This window comes from Kribbella turkmenica, from assembly GCF_004348725.1.
Lineage (GTDB): Bacteria > Actinomycetota > Actinomycetes > Propionibacteriales > Kribbellaceae > Kribbella > Kribbella turkmenica.
In genome coordinates, this window is record NZ_SMKR01000064.1 from 19,416 (window position 1) to 36,197 (window position 16,782).

Consider the following 16,782-nt stretch of genomic DNA (forward strand, 5'->3'; position numbering starts at 1 on the left):
GACACAGCAGGAAACTCTAAAGCGGTTCAGCGCTCGGGCCGGTGAACGCCAGGAGAACGCTCGTCGGGCACCCTCGTCCCGCGCGAGTGGGAGGCTCAGAATCCGTGGGCGATCACGGCCGGCAACCCTCCGCCGTACAGCCCCGCCAACACTCGTGCCTCGTGCGGCACCACCGGATCCGGCAGCTTGTCGAGCGCGAACCAGTCGAGGCCATCAGCCTTCCCTGGCTCCATCAGCCGCGGCTCGCCACGCCACTTCGACGCGGTGAAGAAGAAATCCACCCGCTCGTCGATGGGATCGCCGTTCCCACCGGTCCGGTGCATCGCGGTCACCGGCACGAGATCACCCGGCTCGATCTCCACCCCGACCTCCTCGCGCACCTCCCGGATGGCCGCCTCGAGCACCGACTCACCCTTCTCCACATGCCCGGCCGGCACCGCCCAGTACCCGTCCATGTAGCCGGTGTCGGCGCGCAGCAACATCAACACCTCATCGCCCCGCCGCAACACCACGTAAGCCGCCGGCACGACCCGAAACCGATCCATGACCTGACCCTAACCACCCCCGCCGACAACCCACACGAACTGAGACGGACACCGCCTCAGGCTGCTGATCTGGTGGCGCCTTCGGTGCGGCGGGAGCGCCTGAGTGTCGTGGGTGATCCCGCGGGTGGACATGATGGACCTCGCTGACGTCCCGGCGCCGGTGGTGCGGCTGATTGTGGAAAAGTCCGGGTGGGTGTCGGATCGAGGGTGGGGTGTTCGTTGCAGGGGTGAGCAGGCTTCGAGAGGGAGAGGACCGAGATGCAGTACTTCGTTTCCGTGATCGATGACAGAACCAACTCCGCCACCCCGGACGAGATGGAGGCGATCCGCGCGTTCAACCAGGGGGTGCAGGCCGAGGGGCACTGGGTGTTCGCGGGCGGGCTCAGTTCGCCCAGTACGGCGACCGTGATCGACAACCGGGGTGGGGAGCCGTTGTTCACCGACGGCCCTTCGTGGAGTCGAAGGAGTACCTGGCCGGGTTCTGGATCTTCGAGGCGCCCGATCTCGACGTGGCGCTCAGGATCGCGGCGGACGGGTCGAAGGCGTGCAACCGGCGGGTCGAGGTGCGGCCGTTCCTGTGAGCGTGGAGGTCGAGGAGACGATCACCCGGGTCCATCATGAGGAGTGGGCGCGGGTGGTTGCCGCGCTGACCCGGCGGTTCGGTGATCTCGACATCGCCGAGGAGGCCGCCGCCGAGGCGTTCGCGACCGCGGTCGTGCGGTGGCCGGCCGACGGCGTACCCCCGAATCCCGGCGGCTGGCTGACCACCACCGCCAACCGCAAGGCCATCGACCGGATCCGGCGCGAGAGCAAGCGCGACGACAAGCACAGGGAGGCTCAGATGTTGTCCGACGACCCGCCCGGGCCTCTCGGTGTGATCGACGACGAGCGGCTCCGGCTGATCTTCACCTGCTGTCACCCGGCGCTCGCGATGGAGGCGCGGGTGGCGCTGACGCTGCGGATGGTCGGTGGGCTGACCGTGGCCGAGATCGCCCGGGCGTTCCTGGTGCAGGAGTCGACGGTGGGGCAGCGGATCACGCGGGCGAAGGCGAAGATCAAGGCGGCCCGGATCCCGTACCGGGTGCCGTCGGCGGAGGATCTTCCCGGACGGGTCTCCGGGGTACTTGCTGTCCTGTTCCTGGTGTTCAACGAGGGCTATCTGGCGTCCGGGCCGGACACCGATCCGGTCCGGCACGAGCTGACGGCCGAGGCGATCCGGCTCGCGCGGCTGATCCGGGGGCTGCTGCCGGGCGACGGTGAGGTCGCTGGGTTGCTGGCGTTGATGCTGCTCACCGAGGCACGTCGTACTGCCCGGGTCTCGGCGAGTGGTGAGCTGGTCTCGCTGGACCAGCAGGATCGCGGGGCCTGGGACAAGGCGATGGTGGCGGAAGGGCATCGGCTGGTGCGCGAGCGTCTCGCCGCGGGGGTGGCTCCGGGGCGGTATCAGATCCTCGCCGCGATCAACGCCGTACACACGGATGCTCGCGACGTACGGGACACGGACTGGTCGCAGGTTGTTGCCCTGTACGACCAGTTGGTGCGGATCGACCCGTCGCCGATCGTTGCGCTCAACCGGGCGATCGCGGTGGCCGAACTGGATGGTCCGGAGGTGGCGCTGGCCGCCGTCGACCGTCTCGACGACCAACTGGCCGGGTATCACGCGTACCAGGCGACCCGCGCCGATCTGCTGCGCCGGCTCGGCCGCAGTCAGCAGGCCCGCGAGGCCTACGACAAGGCCATCGCCCTCGCCGGCAACACCGCCGAAACCGCCTACCTCACCCGCCGCCGAGACCAGCTCGCGTAGGCATGTCCTGTGGACGTGCCGGAGGGCCGCAAGCGATGCTTGCGGCCCTCCGGGGTTCGATCAGGCGGGGCGGTTCGGGTTGTCCGGGATGTCGTCGTTCTGGCCGTCGAGGCCGTCGAGGCGCTCCTTGGCCTGGTCGACACCCTGGTCGATCTTGTCGCCGTACTTGCCGCCCGTCTTCTCGTCGACCAAGTCACCGGCCTTGTCCAGACCCTGGCCCACCTTGTCGCCGTGCTGGTCGACGAGGTCGCCGGCCTTGTCCTTCAGGTCCTCGGCCTTGCCCTTGAACTTGTCGAAGATGCCCATCACGGGGCTCCCATTCCTGCGTAGTTGAGTACTTACAGACAGCTAACGGTGATCTTCGCACCTCGTACGCCGGAACTGTGGGATCTCCGCTGTGCTGAAATCAGACGCCGGAACCCGGCTCGGACTCGACGTCTCCGCCGGATTCGACGTCTCCGCCGGACTCCACGTCACCGCCGGACTCCACGTCTCCGCCGGACTCGACGTCACCACCACTGAACTCGACATCGCCGCCGCTGCTCTGCAGCGCGTCGGCCTTCTCGTCCTCCCCCAGGCCCAGGGCGTCCTTGGCTGCGTCGGGACCTTCTTCGATCGGATTCGTCACGTCGTTCATCCTCCCGTATGAGTGTTGCGATCTCCAGAGTTCCTACCGAACACCCAGGGTCATCCACAAGGTCCGCGGCACCCTCTTGTCCAAGACTTCAACCGCGCCCTGTCAGACTGGAGCGATGGCCGAACCACTCGTCGTCGCGGTCGTCGGTCCCACCGCGGCCGGCAAGTCCGACCTGTCCGTTGCCCTGTGCAAGCGCCTGCGCGGCGAGGTGGTGAACGCCGACGCGATGCAGGTCTACCGCGGGATGGACATCGGTACGGCGAAGATCAGTACGGCGGAACGCGACGGCGTACCGCATCATCTGCTGGACGTCCTCGACGTGACCGAGACCGCGACCGTGGCCGAGTTCCAGCAGCTGGCCCGCGCGGCGATCGACGACTGCCTCGGCCGGCAGGTGACCCCGGTGCTGGCCGGCGGGTCCGCGCTGTACGTCCGGGCGATCCTGGACGACTTCGTCTTCCCCGGTACGGACGCGGCGGTCCGGGAGCGGCTCGAGCGGGAGCTCGAGGAGATCGGTTCCGGGGCGCTGCACGCCAGGCTCGCGGAGCGGGACCCGGCCGCGGCCGCGCAGATCCTGCCGAGCAACGGCCGGCGGATCGTGCGGGCGCTCGAGGTCATCGAGATCACCGGTGGTCCGTACGTCGCGACGCTGCCCGAGCACCACTACGTCTATCCGGGCGCCGTGCAGCTCGGCATCGACGTACCGCGCCCGGAGCTGGACGAGCGGATCGGCCGGCGGGTGGACCGGATGTTCGACGCGGGTTTCGTGGACGAGGTGCGAGATCTGCTGAACAAGGGTTTGCTTGAGGGGAAGACAGCCAACCGTGCCCTCGGCTACTCGCAGGTGATCGCGTTGCTCGACGGTGAGATCAGTGAGCAGGAGGCGCGGGAGCGGACCGCCCGGTCCACCCGCCGGTTCGCGCGGCGGCAGGACACGTGGTTCCGCAAGGACCAGCGCATCACGTGGCTACGGTACGACGACCCCGACCTGGTGGAGAAGGCACTGAACGTGATAGCCGAAGGCAACCGAACCGGGGGCGGCGGCGTAGTCGGGATGGAAGAGGGCCTGGGGGCCTTAGATGCGAGGGGGTGACCGTGAGGCCGAGTTCCGCGAGTACCTGCTCGCGGACCGAACCCGACTGATGAGGACGGCACTGCTGCTCACCGCGGGTGACGTGCACACCGCGGAGGACCTGGTCCAGACCGCGTGCACGCGGGTGTACGTGCACTGGCACCGGATCCGGCGCGAGGGCGCGGGCCCGTACGCGCACCGGATCCTGGTCAACGCGTTCCTGGACGAGCGCCGCCGGGCCGGCCGCCACCCCGAGGTGGTGACCGCGGAGACGTTCGAGCCGAGGCTCACCGACGAGGTGGACCCGGTGGACACCCTCGCGGTCCGGCGGGCGCTGCTGGAGCTGGCGCCGCGGCAACGGGCCGTCCTGGTACTGCGGTACTTCCAGGATCTGGACGTGGCCAGTTGCGCACGGATCCTGGAGTGCACCGAGGGCACCGTGAAGAGCCAGACCGCCAAGGCCTTGAAACGACTGAAGGATCTGATGAGCGAGGAAACGGATCCTGCGACGGGGAGTAGCTGAGAAGTGGACGAGGTGAAGAAGCTCCTGGAGGGGTTCGCCGACCGTGCGGCCGACGGACTCCCGCCCGCGGACATCGAAGCCGATGTCACCCGCGGCCGGCGGGCGCTGCGCCGGATCAAGCGGCGCCGCCGGGTCACCGGCGTACTGTGCGTGGCCGCGGTGTCGGCCGCCGTCCTCGCGGTCGGCGACCAGGTGAAGTGGTGGAACAACGGCAGTACCGAGGTCGCCACCGGTGAGGGGGAGAAGACCTCCCGGGCACCGGCGACCGTGTCCGAGGCGGCGTCCCCGACGCCGATGATCGCGGAAGGCAGCGAGACGGTCTCGACGTACGGCGCCCCGCCGGTCGAGCTGGTGGCGAACCGGCAGCCCTGGAACTCGATCGGCTGCTCGCTCGCGCCGAAGGGCTGGACGCCGGAGACCCCGATCGCCGCCGACCGGGTCGTGCTCTCCCGGTCGACGATGCGGAGCGCGGACGTCGCCACCAAGGTGGTGCTGCAGTCGGCCCCCGCGGCGAGGAGCCTGCGGTCGGTCCGGGTGACCGACGCGGGCGGCAGGTCCTTGCAGATCGGCACGCTGGGCGGGCGCGTCACCGGCCAGGTGAAGCTCGGCGACCAGTGGCTCCTGGTCGAGCTCCCGGCCGGCACGGCCGACTGGAACGACCAGCTCCTGCGGCGCTTCATGTCTTCCTGCACAGTCAACTAGGGCGCCACGACTGGCGCGAGCGCCGACTTCGGGATAGGCAAGGGCTTGTCCCTGTCCGTCGACGTAGCGGGAGTACCCGGTGACACCGAAGAAGCTGGTCGCATCCCTGTCCGCTGGTGCGCTTGTCCTGTCCGTCCTGACCGCGAGCAACGCCGCCGCGCGTCCACCGCAGCCACCGGTCAAGACGCCGACCTCGATCGGGTTCGGCGGTGCCGTCTCCTCGGTCGACCCGGAGGCGACGAAGGTCGGTCTGGACGTGCTGCGTCGTGGCGGCAACGCGGTCGACGCCGCCGTGGCCACCGCCGCCGCGCTCGGCGTGACCGAGCCCTACTCGGCCGGCATCGGCGGCGGCGGGTACTTCGTGTACTACAGCGCCAAGAAGCGCAAGGTTCACACGATCGACGGCCGCGAGAGCGCGCCCGCCGGGATGAAGATCGACTCGTTCGTCAACCCCGCGACCGGGCAGCCGTACCCGTTCGCGCAGCTGGTCACGTCCGGCCTGTCGGTCGGCGTACCGGGAACGCTGGCGACCTGGGACGCCGCGCTGCGCAAGTGGGGTTCGCTGTCGCTCGGGAAGGCGCTGAAGCCGGCCGCCGAGCTGGCCGACCGCGGTTTCGTCGTCGACCAGACGTTCCGCGGGCAGACGCTCGACAACAAGGCCCGGTTCGCGCAGATCGTGCCGACCGCCAGGCTGTTCCTGCCGAACGGCGACGCGCCGCAGGTCGGCTCGGTGTTCCGGAACCCGGATCTGGCCGACACCTACAAACTGATCGGGAAGAAGGGCCTGTCGGCGTTCTACGGCGGCAAGCTCGCGGCGGAGATGGCCGCGACCGCGCAGAACCCGCCGAAGACCGCGGACGCCGTGCTCCCGGTGTTCCCCGGCCACCTCACCACGACGGACCTGGCGAAGTACAGGGTGATCGACCGCGCGCCGACGAAGGTCCGGTACGACGGCCTGGACGTCTACGGCATGGCCCCGTCCTCGTCCGGCGGGACGACGGTCGGTGAGGCACTGAACATCCTCACACCGCAGCACCTCCGGCAGATGTCCACTCCGCAGGCACTGCACACCTACCTCGAGGCGTCTGCGTTGGCCTTCGCCGACCGGGGCGCGTACGTCGGCGACCCGGCCTACGTCGACGTGCCGACGAAGGAACTGCTGTCGCGTGGTTTCGGCGCCGAGCGCTCGTGCCTGATCAACCCCACCACCGCGCTGACCAAGCCGCTGCCGGCCGGATCGCCCGACGGGTCCTACGAGCGGTGCGCGTCCGGCGTCCCGACGGCCCAGCGGCCCGACACCGAAGGCCTGTCGACGACCCACCTGGTCGCCGCCGACAAGTGGGGCAACGTGGTGTCGTACACGCTGACGATCGAGCAGACCGGCGGTAGCGGCATCACGGTTCCCGGCCGCGGCTTCCTGCTGAACAACGAGCTGACCGACTTCTCCGCCGTTCCGAACGAGAGCGACCCGAACCGGATCCAGCCGGGCAAGCGGCCGCGGTCGTCGATGTCGCCGACGATCGTGCTCCGCGGCGGCAAGCCGTTCCTGGCGCTCGGTTCGCCGGGTGGCTCGACCATCATCACCACCGTCCTGCAGACCCTGACGAACCGGCTCGACCGTGGCATGACCCTGCCGCAGGCCGTCGCGGCGCCGCGCGCGTCCCAGCGCAACACGGCGACCGTGACCGCCGAGCCGTCGTTCATCGACGCCTACGAGACCGCGCTCACCCCGTACGGCCACGTGCTCGTCCCGTCCGGTGACGCGTTCACCTCGGCGGCCGAGATCGGCGCGGTCGCGGCCCTGGAGTTCCTGCCCGGCGGCGCGATCCTCGCGGCGGCCGAGCCGACCCGTCGTGGTGGCGGATCCGCAGGCACCGTGTGGGAGGTCTATCCGCGCTAGATCGACCTGATGATCGCGGCGACCAGAGCTGCCCGCTCAGGCAGGGTCGCCGCGATCACCTGTTCGTGGACGGCGTGCGCACCCTTCCCCAACGGACCCAGGCCGTCGAGGGTCGGAACGCCGAGCCAGCCGGTGAGGTTGGTGTCGGCGGCACCCGACGCCGCCGCACCGCCGACGTCCTGACCGACCGAGCGACCGGCTTCGGCGACCTTGGCGAGCAGTTCGTCGACAGGTGCCGACGGTTGCCAGGCCGGCCGGCTCGAGATGACCCGGACGTCGAGCTCGGCGCGCGGCCGCACCGGCCGAAGCCCGGCCACCGCGTCGAGAACCGCCCGCTCCGTCTCCGGATCGACGAACCGCAGACCCAGCTCGGCCGCCGCCTTCCCCGCTACGACGTTCGTCCGCCCACCACCCATGATCGTGCCGACGTTGCACAGCACGTTCTCGTACTGCGACACCAGGGTGCGGACCGCGATCAGCTGGTCGACGAGCTCGTCGATCGCGGACACGCCACTGCTCGCGTCGAGGGCGGCGTGCGCCTCCCGGCCGGCGACCTCGATCCGGACCCGGGTGCTGCCACGGCGGGATGTCTTCAGGTCGCCGTTGGGGTGCGGTGGCTCCAGCCCGAAGGCCGCGACCACTCCGGCCGACTCGGCGGTGACGAGCTCACGCGCCGACGGGGAGCCGACCTCCTCGTCGGCGGTGACGATCGCTCGCACGGGTCGGCGATCGTCGTCGGCCACCTGCTCGAGCGCCGTCTCCAGGACGACCAGGCCGCCCTTCATGTCGAAGACGCCCGGGCCGTGGATGACGCCGTCCTCCTCGCGCCACGGCATCCGCTCCAGCTGGCCGATCGGCCAGACGGTGTCGTGGTGGGCGAGGAAGAGCAGGGGAGCGTCGTCCGCGCGCGGACCGCGGCCCGGGAAGTCGGCGACGACGTGGTCGCCGGTCGGTGCCGGGACGCGGCGGGCGGTGCCGCCGAGCTCGCCGTACCGGCGCACGAGGCGGTCGGCGAAGGCGTTCAGCGCGTCCGCCGCGCCGGTCGGCGTCTCGTGCTCGGCGTACTCCCGCAGTCGCTCGATCATGCTCATAGATAGTCAACGTATCATCATTCGGTCATCGATTGACTCCCTCTGTCCACGGGAGTTTTACTCAGGGCAGTGCCAAGATCCGTTACGTATCTTTGAGGAGGCCGCGGTGGAGTTCCGTCCCGTCACGCTCACCACTCCGGAGCGGTTCGCGGAGGCGGCCGTGCTGTACCGCCGGGTCTTCGGCTACCAGGACCCGGACTACGCGCTGAATCCCCGGCTGCTCGGCGCGCTGGTCAGCAACGGCGGCTCGGTCGTCGGCGTCCTGGACGAGCAGGACCGGCTCGTCGCGTTCGCGTACGGCTTCTGCGGCACCGACCGGCGCGGTTTCTACCACTACTCGCAGTCGGCCGTGGTCGACGCGAACCACCAGGGCCACGGGCTGGGACGCCTGCTCAAGCACGCTCAGCGCGAGGTGGCCCTCAGCCACGGTATGACGCGGATGCGCTGGACCTACGATCCGTTCCAGATCCGCAACGGGCACTTCAATCTCGACGTGCTCGGCGCCCGCGGCCGGTGGTACGCCCCGGACATGTACGGGCCGGGCGGCGACCGGGTGGTCATCGAGTGGGACCTGCACTCCCGGCCGCGCGCCCAGGAAGATCTCGAGTTGAAGCTGACCGAGGCCGACTGGGGCGTCATGGGCGGTGCCGGGGACCGCCCGTGGCTGGCGCTGCCGGCCGAGCCGGGCGCGGTCACGCCGGACATCGCCGAGCGGGTCCGCCAGGGCTTCACCGATCTGCTCGGCAAGGGCCTGGCCGCCGACTCCTGCCGCCGGCTCCCGAACGGGACCGGGGTCTACCTCTTCGGGGCGGTCAGCGATGTCTGAGGACCTGAACGCCCGCAACCGCGAGCTGACCAGCCCCCGGGAGCGGTACGACGCCCGCCTGCAGCGCCGGTCGTCGACGATGCTGCAGCGTCGCGTGGTCGAGCAGGAGCGGGCCTCGATCGAGGCGGCCCTCGACCGGATCCTGGCCGACGACTCGATCGCGCGGGCGGCGGCCCGGATCGTCGCCGCGCGCCGGCGCTTCATCGTCGGCTCGGCCAAGTCGTTCTCGTACGCGTCGCTGCTCGCCTTCGACCTGAGTGCCGGCCTGTCCCAGGTCACGCTGATCGACGGCACGGTCGTGCGCGGTGTCGACGTCCTGTCCGACGTCAGGTCGAGCGACCTGATGGTGGCGTTCTCGCTGCGCCGGTATCGCCGCGACACCGTCGAGATCGCCCGGCGGTTCGCCGGGGCCGGTGGTGAGCTGGTCGCGGTCACCGACTACGAGGACGCGCCGCTCGCCAAGATCGCCGACCAGCGCATCTACGTCGCCACCGGCAGCGCGTCGTACGTCGACTCGCCGACCGTGGTCGCGTCCGTGCTGCATGTGCTGGCGACGCTGACCACCGCGAGTGCGAAGGGAGCCCGCCGGCGACTCGGCGAGCGCGACCGGCTGAACACGGAGCTGGGACTGTATGTCAACTGAGCTGAAGGTCACCGCCGCCCGGCTGCACCGCGTCCGATTGCCGCTGGTGCACGCGTTCCGCACCAGCTCGCACCGCAAGACGTTGCTGGATCACGTCCTGGTCGAGGTGGAGGACGCGTCCGGCGCGGTCGGCTGGGGTGAGATCGCGTCGCCCTCGGACCCGTACTACGCGGCGGAGACCGTCGAGACGTGCTGGCAGATCGCCGAGAACTACCTGCTCCCGGCCGTGATCGGCCGGTCGTGGGAGCGGCCCGAGCAGGTCTCGCGGCTGTGGTCGAAGGTTCGCGGCAACCAGTTCGCCAAGGCCGGTGTCGATGTGGCCGCCTGGGTGCTCTGGGCTGGTGTCCAGGGCGTTCCGCTCGCGCAGGCGCTGGGCGGCACCCGCAGCGAGGTCACCGCGGGGGTGTCGCTGGGGATCGAGCCGACCATCGACGACCTGCTCACCGAAGTACGCCGCCAGGTCACCGCCGGCTATTCCCGCGTCAAGCTGAAGATCGCGCCGGGGTGGGACGTCGAGCCGGTGCGTGCCGTCCGGGCGGACTTCCCGGACCTCGATCTGCACGTCGATGCCAACGGCATCTACACCGAGTCGGTCGAGCACCTTGCCGCACTGCGCGCTCTCGACGAGTACGAGCTGACCATGATCGAGCAGCCGTTCGCCCCGCGGAACCTGCTCGCCCACGCTCGCCTGCAGAAGCATTTGGTGACCCCGATCTGCCTGGATGAAAGCATCGAGACCCTCGACGACCTGGAGACAGCGCTGTCGCTGGAAGCCCTGCGAGTGCTGAACATCAAGGTCTCCCGGATGGGCGGCCTGACCGCCGCCCGCGCCGCCCACGACCGCGCGCGGCGGGCCGGCATCCCGGTCTGGTGCGGCGGGATGCACGAGTTCGGCATCGGCCGCGCGGCCAACGTGGCGATCTCCAGCCTGCCCGGCTTCACCCTCCCCTCGGACGTGTCCGCCTCGGACAAGTACTACACCCGCGACGTGATCACGCCTCCGGTCGTCGCCGAGCACGGCGTCGTCCAGGTGCCCACGGCAACCGGTCTGGGGCACGCGGTCGACACCGACCTGATCGCCGCGCACACCGTGGCCACGCTCGCTCTCTGACAGAACAGGACCCTTGGATGAGCCAGGACCAGACCAGAATCGAGACGGCGAACGCTTACCAGGTGGACGTGGCTCCAGGCCGCCGCCGCTTGCTGAACGTCCTCGCCGGTGCCGGGCTGGTGACGTCGATCGTCGCCGGACTGCTCACCGACGGCCCGACGCTGTGGGGCCTGCTCCCGATCGTGCTGTACGCCGTGCTCTGCCTGCTGGGCCTGGACATCGTCGTCGGCACGGTCGTCGCGGTGTTGTCCGGCGTACTGATCGCGGGCCTGAGCCCCCTCGAAACCGGCACGCTGCTCGGGGAGTCGCTGGCCGACTCGGTCACCGCGATCGGCCTGATCATCGTGCTCGGTGCCGGCGTCGGCGAGGTGCTCCGGGTGACCGGCGTGGCCTCGACGATCGTGTCCGGCGTGATGCGCGTCGCCGGGGACCGCAGCCGGGTCGCCGTCGTGCTCGGTGTGATGATTGCCTGCCTGATCCTGGTCGCGAGCCTGGGCACGCTGGCCGGTGCGCTGGCGGTCGCGGCACCGATCGTGCTGCCGATCACCGCGCGGCTCGGGTACACCCGGGCGGCCACCGCGTCGATGATCTTCATCGGCGGCTGCGCCGGCCTGACGGTGGCGCCGTTCGCCGGCTCGAACGTGGCGATCATGACCGCCGCCGACGTCGACTACCTGACCTACCTGGGGTACGGCGCCGGGCCGCTGGCGCTGCTGTCGCTGGTGCTCGGCCCGTTCGTGGTCGCTTTCATCCAGCGGCGCACCGTGGGCACCGGCGACGACTACGACCTGTCCGAACTCGTCTCCGGCGACAGCGCGACGACCGCTCGCTCTCCCCGGATCGCGACCGCGACGTTCCTGGTCGTGCTGCTCGCGTCGGTCGTCTACGCGACCGTCACCGAAGCGGGCACGAGCTTCCCGCTGCTGGCGTTGCCGCTGCTGGGCATCGTCACCGGCTTCGCGGGCCGCCTGGGGGCGCGTGACATCGCCGAGCACATGTACCGCGGTGGCGCCAAGCTGATCAGCATCCTGTTGCTGTTCTGGTTGCTCGCGGCCCTGTTCGCGTTGATCGACCAGCTCGCGCCGTTCCAGGTGATCCTCGACGAGCTGGGGCCGGAGCTGGCCACGATCTCCGGGTTCGGGGTGGCGATCGCGGTCGCGCTGCTCGGCTGGGTCGGCGTACCCGGGGCGACCGCGGCGCAGGTGGTCCTGCTCGACAAGGTGTTCGGGACGCTGGCCGCGAGCGCGGGCGTCGGTCCGGCCGCCTGGGTCGTGGTGCTGCTGTTCGCGTCGAAGGCCGACACCTACGGGCCGTTCCCGAACGCGAACATGGTCGGCGCGATGGGGCTCGCCAGGTCGTCGGACCTGAAGAGCATGCTGATCACCGGCTGGATGCTGCTGTTGCCCGCCTGCGTCATGTACGCCGTGATCCTGCTGGTGACGACATGATCGCGATCACGGGCGGCCTCGTCCTCGACGGTACCGGCGCGGACGCCGTACCCGCGACCGTGCTGGTCGACGGTGAACGGATCGTCGACGTGGTCGGACCGGGCACCGCGGCCGCCGACGTCGAGGCGATCGATGCCACGGGCAACATTGTGGCCCCGGGATTCGTCGATCTGCACTCGCACGCGGACTTCACCGCGCAGACCTCGCCGGACGCGACCACCCAGCTGCATCAAGGTGTCACCACGCTGGTCACCGGCAACTGCGGCTGGTCGCCGTTCCCGATCACCGACCTCGAGCAGATGAAGGCCGGTACGGCGTTCCTCGCGCCCGAGCATGACTGGTCGTGGCGGGACACCGGCGGCTTCGCCGAGGCGGTCGGGCGGGACGGGCTCGCGGTCAACCTCGCTCTGCAGGTCGGCCACTCGTCACTGCGGCTCGCGGTCATGGGCGGTGCGGAGCGGGCACCCTCGGCGGACGAGTTGCGGCAGATGCAGGACCTGCTGCGCGCGGCGGCCGGCCAAGGGGCGGCCGGGTTCTCGACCGGGCTGATCTACGCGCCGGGCACCTTCGCCTCCGAGGCGGAGGTCGCCGCGTTGGTCGCGACGGCGGGGGAGTGCGGGCTGCTCTACTCGACCCACATCCGCAACGAGGGTGCTGACCTGATCGCCTCGCTGGACGAAGCGATCCGGGCCGCCCGGGCCGGTGGCGCCCGGCTGGAGGTCTCCCATCTGAAGGCCGTCGGCGCCGCCAACCACGGGCTGGTCACGGCCGCCCTCGAACGCCTCGACCAGGCCCGTGCCGACGGCGTGGACGTCACCTGGGACGTCTATCCGTACACGGCCTCCAGTACGACGCTCACCGCCCGGCTGCCCACCTGGGCGATGGCCGGCGGCACAGCCTCCCTGCTCGCGCGCCTCGGCGACCAGGCCGAGCGGGCACGGATCGCCACGGCGTTGCGCACCAGCGACCTGTTCACGCCTGAGGCTGTGGTGATCGCGTCCCTGCCGCCCGGGCGGTACGAGGACTGCCGCGGCCTCAGCCTGGCCGACATCGCCGCGCGTGACGGCGTCGACGCCGCCGAGGCGATCCTTCGCGTCCTCGAGCACCACCGAGCCGCGGTCAGCGTGGTCAACCACGCGATGAGCGAGGACGACGTGGTGACGGTCCTGCGGCATCCCTGCACGAGTGTCGCGAGCGACGGCTGGATTCTCGCCGCCACCGGGGCCGGACACCCGCATCCGCGCAACTTCGGCACGTTCCCGCGGGTCCTCGGCCGGTACACCCGCGATCAACGCGTGCTCTCGTTGCCCGAGGCGATCCGCCGGATGACCTCGTTGCCCGCCTCACGGCTGGGCCTCGACGACCGCGGTGTGCTCAAGGCCGGTGCGGTGGCCGACCTCGTCGTTCTCGACCCCGCGCAGGTGGCCGACCGGTCGACGTACGACGATCCGTGGCAGCTGTCGGCAGGGGTCGAGCACGTCCTCGTGGCGGGCGATCCGGTGCTCGCGGACGGCGTACCGACCGGTCGCCGGCCGGGGCGCGTGCTCAGAGGTTCTTGAAGCGCTTCGGCGTCGTCGGCAGCGGCGGAGGGGCCGGGGCCGGCTCGTCCACGGCCGGTTCCAGCCAGCCGTCGTACTCGGTCAGCAGGTCGTCGAGCACGGCCTGGTCGGCATCGGTGAGTACGACGATCCACGGGTGGTCCTCGTCGTCGTCCTCACCGTGGAAACGGCCACGCCGGACGACGCCGTCCAGCCGCGCGGCGACCGCTTCCGCGTCCTCCTGCTTCCAGAAGTAGCCGATCTGCTCCACGGGGCACACACTACGATCTGACGCATGACCTCCTTCCCCTGGCTGAAGGGGCATGGCACCGAGAACGACTTCGTGCTGCTGCCCGACCCCGACGGAACCATCCACGGGGACCTGGACGCGAGCCTGGTGCGGTTCCTCTGCGACCGGTACGCCGGCATCGGCGCGGACGGCGTGCTCCGGGTGATCGAGGGTGACAAGCAGTCGTACGTCGAGGACGGCGGCGACTGGTTCATGGACTACCGCAACTCCGACGGCTCGATCGCGGAGATGTGCGGCAACGGGATCCGGGTGTTCGTCCGGTACCTGGTGGACGCCGGGCTGGCGGGGGACAAGCCTGTCCGCGTCGGGACGCGGGCCGGGATCAAGGACGTGGTGCTGAACGACGACGGCACGCTGACCGTGGACATGGGCGAGCCCGTGCTGCCCGGTCCGGCGGGCATCGTGGTCGAGGCCAACGGTCACCAGTGGCCGGCCACCCATGTCGACATGGGGAATCCGCATGCCGTGGCCTTCGTCGACGACCTGAGCGAGCCCGGGCATCTGGTCGACCAGCCGGTGTGGACCCCGGCCGAGGCGTTCCCCGCCGGGGTGAACGTGGAGTTCGTCGTCCGCAAGGGGCCGAACGAGGTAGCCATGCGGGTGCACGAGCGCGGGGCGGGGGAGACCCGGTCCTGCGGCACCGGGACGTGCGCGGTCGCGGTGGTGTCGGCTCGTCAGGCCCGGCAGGAACGGCCGGTCACTTACCGTGTCGGCGTACCTGGTGGTTCTGTGACCGTGACGTGGCGGGCGGACAACCACCTGGAGCTGACCGGGCCGGCCGTCGTGCACGCTCGCGGGGAGTTCGACCGGGCCTGGTTGCCTGCCTGAACGGGAATTCCACCGGGGCGTGGGGCGTTGACGTCTGAAATCGGGTCGCCTGTACTGGTGGCCCGTGCCACGATGGAAGGTATATGACGACCCATTCGAACTTTTACGACGAGACCACCGACGTCGAACTCGACCTGATCCAGGGCGATGACTCCGGCGATTCGTTGACGGGTCACGACTCGGCGCTGTCCACCGAGGGCCTCGACCTCGAAGAGCGCCAGGCCCTGCGCCGCGTCGTCGGCATGTCGACCGAGCTGACCGACATCAGCGAGGTCGAGTACCGCAAGTTGCTGCTCGAGCGGGTGCTGCTGGTCGGCGTCTGGACCGAGGGCAGCGCCGAGGACGCGGAAAATTCGCTGGCCGAGCTGAAGCTGCTCGCCGAGACCGCCGGTTCCGAGGTGCTGGACGGTGTGATCCAGCGGCGCAAGCGGCCTGACCCGGCGACCTTCATCGGTTCCGGCAAGGTGGCCGACCTGCGCGACCTGGTCGCCTCGCTCGGCGCGGACACCGTGATCGCCGACGGCGAGTTGGCCCCGGCGCAGCTGCGCAACCTGGAGGACCGGCTCAAGGTCAAGGTGGTCGACCGGACCGCGCTGATCCTGGACATCTTCGCCCAGCACGCGAAGAGCAAGGAAGGCAAGGCCCAGGTCGAGCTGGCCCAGCTGCAGTACATGAAGCAGCGGCTGCGCGGCTGGGGTGGCAACCTGTCCCGCCAGGCCGGTGGCCGCGTCGGCGCGGCCGGCGGCGGTATCGGCGGCCGTGGTCCCGGTGAGACCAAGATCGAGACCGACCGGCGGCGGATCAACACCAAGATCGCCAGGCTGCGGCGCGAGCTGAAGGACCTGAAGGGCACGCGGTCGACGCTGCGCCAGGAGCGCCGGCGCAACGCGATCCCGTCGGTCGCGATCGCGGGCTACACCAACGCCGGCAAGTCGTCGCTGCTGAACAGGATCACCGGCGCCGGGGTGCTGGTCGAGAACGCGCTGTTCGCGACCCTCGACCCGACCACCCGGCGGACGACGACCTCCGACGGCCGGGTCTACACGTTCACCGACACCGTCGGATTCGTCCGGCACCTGCCGCACGACATCGTCGAGGCGTTCCGCTCGACGCTGGAGGAGGTCGCCGACGCCGACCTGCTGCTGCACGTGGTGGACGGTTCGCACCCGGACCCGCTGGCGCAGATCCAGGCGGTGCGCGAGGTGCTGGCCGAGATCGGTGCCTCCGACGTGCCGGAGGTCATCGTGATCAACAAGGCCGACGTCGCCGACCCGATGGCGCTGGCACCGATCCTGCACCGCGAGTCCCGCGCGCTGGTGGTGTCCGCGCACACCGGCGAGGGCATCGACAAGCTGCGCTCGATGGTCGAGGCCGCCCTGCCGCAGCCCGACGTGGCCCTCGACCTGCTGCTGCCGTACGACCGCGGCGACCTGGTCTCCCGGATCCACTCCGAGGGCTCGGTCGACCAGCTCGAGCACACCGCCGACGGAACCCGCGTCACCGCCCACGTCCACGCCGGCCTGGCCGGCGAACTCACGCCGTACCAGGTGGCGACGGCGCACTAGGACACACGCACGAGAAACGGCCCCGGGGAGATCTCGGGTTCACATGGTCGTCGCAACACCTCGATTTGAGGAGTTGCGGCGGCTATGTCGTTTGCGGAGGATTTTGAGTGTTACGGGGATGCTTTGGTGCGGTTGGTGGATTCGGGGGTTGGGGTAGCGGCGGCGTGTGGGTCGTTGGGTATAGCGCGGGGTCGCGGTTACGAGATCTTGCGGGCACTTGGTCGGGGGTCGGGCCGGCG

17 protein-coding genes and 1 pseudogene are annotated in these 16,782 nt (G+C 70.2%); 13 read left to right on the forward strand and 5 right to left on the reverse strand.

The window, feature by feature from the left end:
* Positions 1–95 precede the first annotated feature (95 nt).
* Positions 96–545 (reverse strand): NUDIX hydrolase, encoded by a 450-nt coding sequence (locus tag E1218_RS16445; protein WP_132320991.1) that lies wholly within the window; start codon positions 543–545, stop codon positions 96–98.
* A 258-nt stretch (positions 546–803) separates the two neighbouring features.
* Here E1218_RS16445 and E1218_RS16450 point away from each other — a divergent pair.
* Together E1218_RS16450 and E1218_RS16455 are read left to right on the forward strand one after the other, a co-directional pair.
* Positions 804–1,126, forward strand: a pseudogene (locus E1218_RS16450) (YciI family protein).
* Complete coding sequence (locus E1218_RS16455; protein WP_132320993.1) at positions 1,123–2,349, forward strand: RNA polymerase sigma factor; 1,227 nt, start codon at positions 1,123–1,125, stop codon at positions 2,347–2,349. The pseudogene E1218_RS16450 and the gene E1218_RS16455 overlap by 4 nt, the downstream one beginning before the upstream one ends.
* 60 nt (positions 2,350–2,409) lie before the next feature.
* Here the strand turns inward: E1218_RS16455 and E1218_RS16460 are convergent, their stop codons facing one another.
* Entirely contained in the window at positions 2,410–2,655 is a 246-nt protein-coding gene (locus tag E1218_RS16460) for an antitoxin (protein ID WP_132320995.1), read from the reverse strand.
* Positions 2,656–2,755: 100 nt separating this feature from the next.
* Positions 2,756–2,977 (reverse strand): hypothetical protein, encoded by a 222-nt coding sequence (locus E1218_RS16465; RefSeq protein ID WP_132320997.1) that lies wholly within the window; start codon positions 2,975–2,977, stop codon positions 2,756–2,758.
* Between the two features lie 124 nt (positions 2,978–3,101).
* On the opposite strand from E1218_RS16465, the gene miaA reads away from it, so the two are divergent.
* From miaA to ggt, 4 genes are all read left to right on the forward strand, one after another.
* Positions 3,102–4,079 carry a tRNA (adenosine(37)-N6)-dimethylallyltransferase MiaA gene (gene miaA / locus E1218_RS16470; RefSeq protein ID WP_132320999.1) on the forward strand — a complete coding sequence of 326 codons (978 nt, stop codon included), beginning with the start codon at positions 3,102–3,104 and terminating at the stop codon, positions 4,077–4,079.
* Positions 4,066–4,581, forward strand: coding sequence for a SigE family RNA polymerase sigma factor (locus E1218_RS16475; protein WP_132321001.1), 516 nt, complete (start codon positions 4,066–4,068; stop codon positions 4,579–4,581). The genes miaA and E1218_RS16475 overlap by 14 nt, the downstream gene beginning before the upstream one ends.
* 3 nt (positions 4,582–4,584) lie before the next feature.
* Entirely contained in the window at positions 4,585–5,283 is a 699-nt protein-coding gene (locus tag E1218_RS16480) for a hypothetical protein (protein ID WP_165949292.1), read from the forward strand.
* Between the two features lie 79 nt (positions 5,284–5,362).
* Positions 5,363–7,183, forward strand: a complete 1,821-nt coding sequence (ggt, locus tag E1218_RS16485) for a gamma-glutamyltransferase (protein WP_132321005.1) — start codon at positions 5,363–5,365, stop codon at positions 7,181–7,183.
* On the opposite strand, the gene E1218_RS16490 is transcribed toward ggt, so the two are convergent.
* A complete protein-coding gene (locus E1218_RS16490; protein ID WP_132321007.1) occupies positions 7,180–8,274 on the reverse strand; it encodes a M20/M25/M40 family metallo-hydrolase in 1,095 nt (364 codons plus the stop codon). The genes ggt and E1218_RS16490 overlap by 4 nt on opposite strands.
* A gap of 106 nt (positions 8,275–8,380) precedes the next feature.
* Here E1218_RS16490 and E1218_RS16495 point away from each other — a divergent pair, with 106 nt between their 5' ends.
* The 5 genes from E1218_RS16495 to E1218_RS16515 are packed head-to-tail and all read left to right on the forward strand — an operon-like array spanning position 8,381 to position 13,861.
* A complete protein-coding gene (locus tag E1218_RS16495; protein WP_165949293.1) occupies positions 8,381–9,100 on the forward strand; it encodes a GNAT family N-acetyltransferase in 720 nt (239 codons plus the stop codon).
* Positions 9,093–9,743, forward strand: a complete 651-nt coding sequence (locus E1218_RS16500; RefSeq protein WP_132321011.1) for a MurR/RpiR family transcriptional regulator — start codon at positions 9,093–9,095, stop codon at positions 9,741–9,743. Before E1218_RS16495 ends, E1218_RS16500 begins: the two co-directional genes overlap by 8 nt.
* A complete protein-coding gene (gene menC / locus E1218_RS16505; RefSeq protein ID WP_233712268.1) occupies positions 9,733–10,854 on the forward strand; it encodes an o-succinylbenzoate synthase in 1,122 nt (373 codons plus the stop codon). The genes E1218_RS16500 and menC overlap by 11 nt, the downstream gene beginning before the upstream one ends.
* A gap of 17 nt (positions 10,855–10,871) precedes the next feature.
* Positions 10,872–12,302: a Na+/H+ antiporter NhaC family protein gene (locus E1218_RS16510; RefSeq protein ID WP_132321013.1), complete on the forward strand. Its 1,431-nt coding sequence runs from the start codon at positions 10,872–10,874 to the stop codon at positions 12,300–12,302.
* Complete coding sequence (locus E1218_RS16515) at positions 12,299–13,861, forward strand: N-acyl-D-amino-acid deacylase family protein (RefSeq protein ID WP_132321015.1); 1,563 nt, start codon at positions 12,299–12,301, stop codon at positions 13,859–13,861. Before E1218_RS16510 ends, E1218_RS16515 begins: the two co-directional genes overlap by 4 nt.
* Here E1218_RS16515 and E1218_RS16520 read toward each other — a convergent pair.
* Positions 13,848–14,111 (reverse strand): hypothetical protein, encoded by a 264-nt coding sequence (locus E1218_RS16520; protein ID WP_233712269.1) that lies wholly within the window; start codon positions 14,109–14,111, stop codon positions 13,848–13,850. The two genes, E1218_RS16515 and E1218_RS16520, sit on opposite strands and share 14 nt — an antisense overlap.
* A gap of 24 nt (positions 14,112–14,135) precedes the next feature.
* On the opposite strand from E1218_RS16520, the gene dapF reads away from it, so the two are divergent.
* Entirely contained in the window at positions 14,136–14,978 is an 843-nt protein-coding gene (gene dapF / locus E1218_RS16525; RefSeq protein ID WP_132321019.1) for a diaminopimelate epimerase, read from the forward strand.
* 83 nt (positions 14,979–15,061) lie between these two features.
* Positions 15,062–16,543 carry a GTPase HflX gene (gene hflX, locus E1218_RS16530; RefSeq protein ID WP_132321021.1) on the forward strand — a complete coding sequence of 494 codons (1,482 nt, stop codon included), beginning with the start codon at positions 15,062–15,064 and terminating at the stop codon, positions 16,541–16,543.
* The last annotated feature ends 239 nt before the right edge of the window (positions 16,544–16,782 follow it).

Bases quoted from the DNA above. Each gene is read 5' to 3' on its own strand.
- E1218_RS16445 (WP_132320991.1), bottom strand. From the start codon at position 545: ATGGATCGGTTTCGGGTCGTGCCGGCGGCTTACGTGGTGTTGCGGCGG.
- E1218_RS16460 (WP_132320995.1), bottom strand. From the start codon at position 2,655: ATGGGCATCTTCGACAAGTTCAAGGGCAAGGCCGAGGACCTGAAGGAC.
- miaA (WP_132320999.1), top strand. From the start codon at position 3,102: ATGGCCGAACCACTCGTCGTCGCGGTCGTCGGTCCCACCGCGGCCGGC.
- E1218_RS16475 (WP_132321001.1), top strand. From the start codon at position 4,066: ATGCGAGGGGGTGACCGTGAGGCCGAGTTCCGCGAGTACCTGCTCGCG.
- E1218_RS16490 (WP_132321007.1), bottom strand. From the start codon at position 8,274: ATGAGCATGATCGAGCGACTGCGGGAGTACGCCGAGCACGAGACGCCG.
- E1218_RS16500 (WP_132321011.1), top strand. From the start codon at position 9,093: ATGTCTGAGGACCTGAACGCCCGCAACCGCGAGCTGACCAGCCCCCGG.
- menC (WP_233712268.1), top strand. From the start codon at position 9,733: ATGTCAACTGAGCTGAAGGTCACCGCCGCCCGGCTGCACCGCGTCCGA.
- E1218_RS16510 (WP_132321013.1), top strand. From the start codon at position 10,872: ATGAGCCAGGACCAGACCAGAATCGAGACGGCGAACGCTTACCAGGTG.
- E1218_RS16515 (WP_132321015.1), top strand. From the start codon at position 12,299: ATGATCGCGATCACGGGCGGCCTCGTCCTCGACGGTACCGGCGCGGAC.
- dapF (WP_132321019.1), top strand. From the start codon at position 14,136: ATGACCTCCTTCCCCTGGCTGAAGGGGCATGGCACCGAGAACGACTTC.
- hflX (WP_132321021.1), top strand. From the start codon at position 15,062: ATGACGACCCATTCGAACTTTTACGACGAGACCACCGACGTCGAACTC.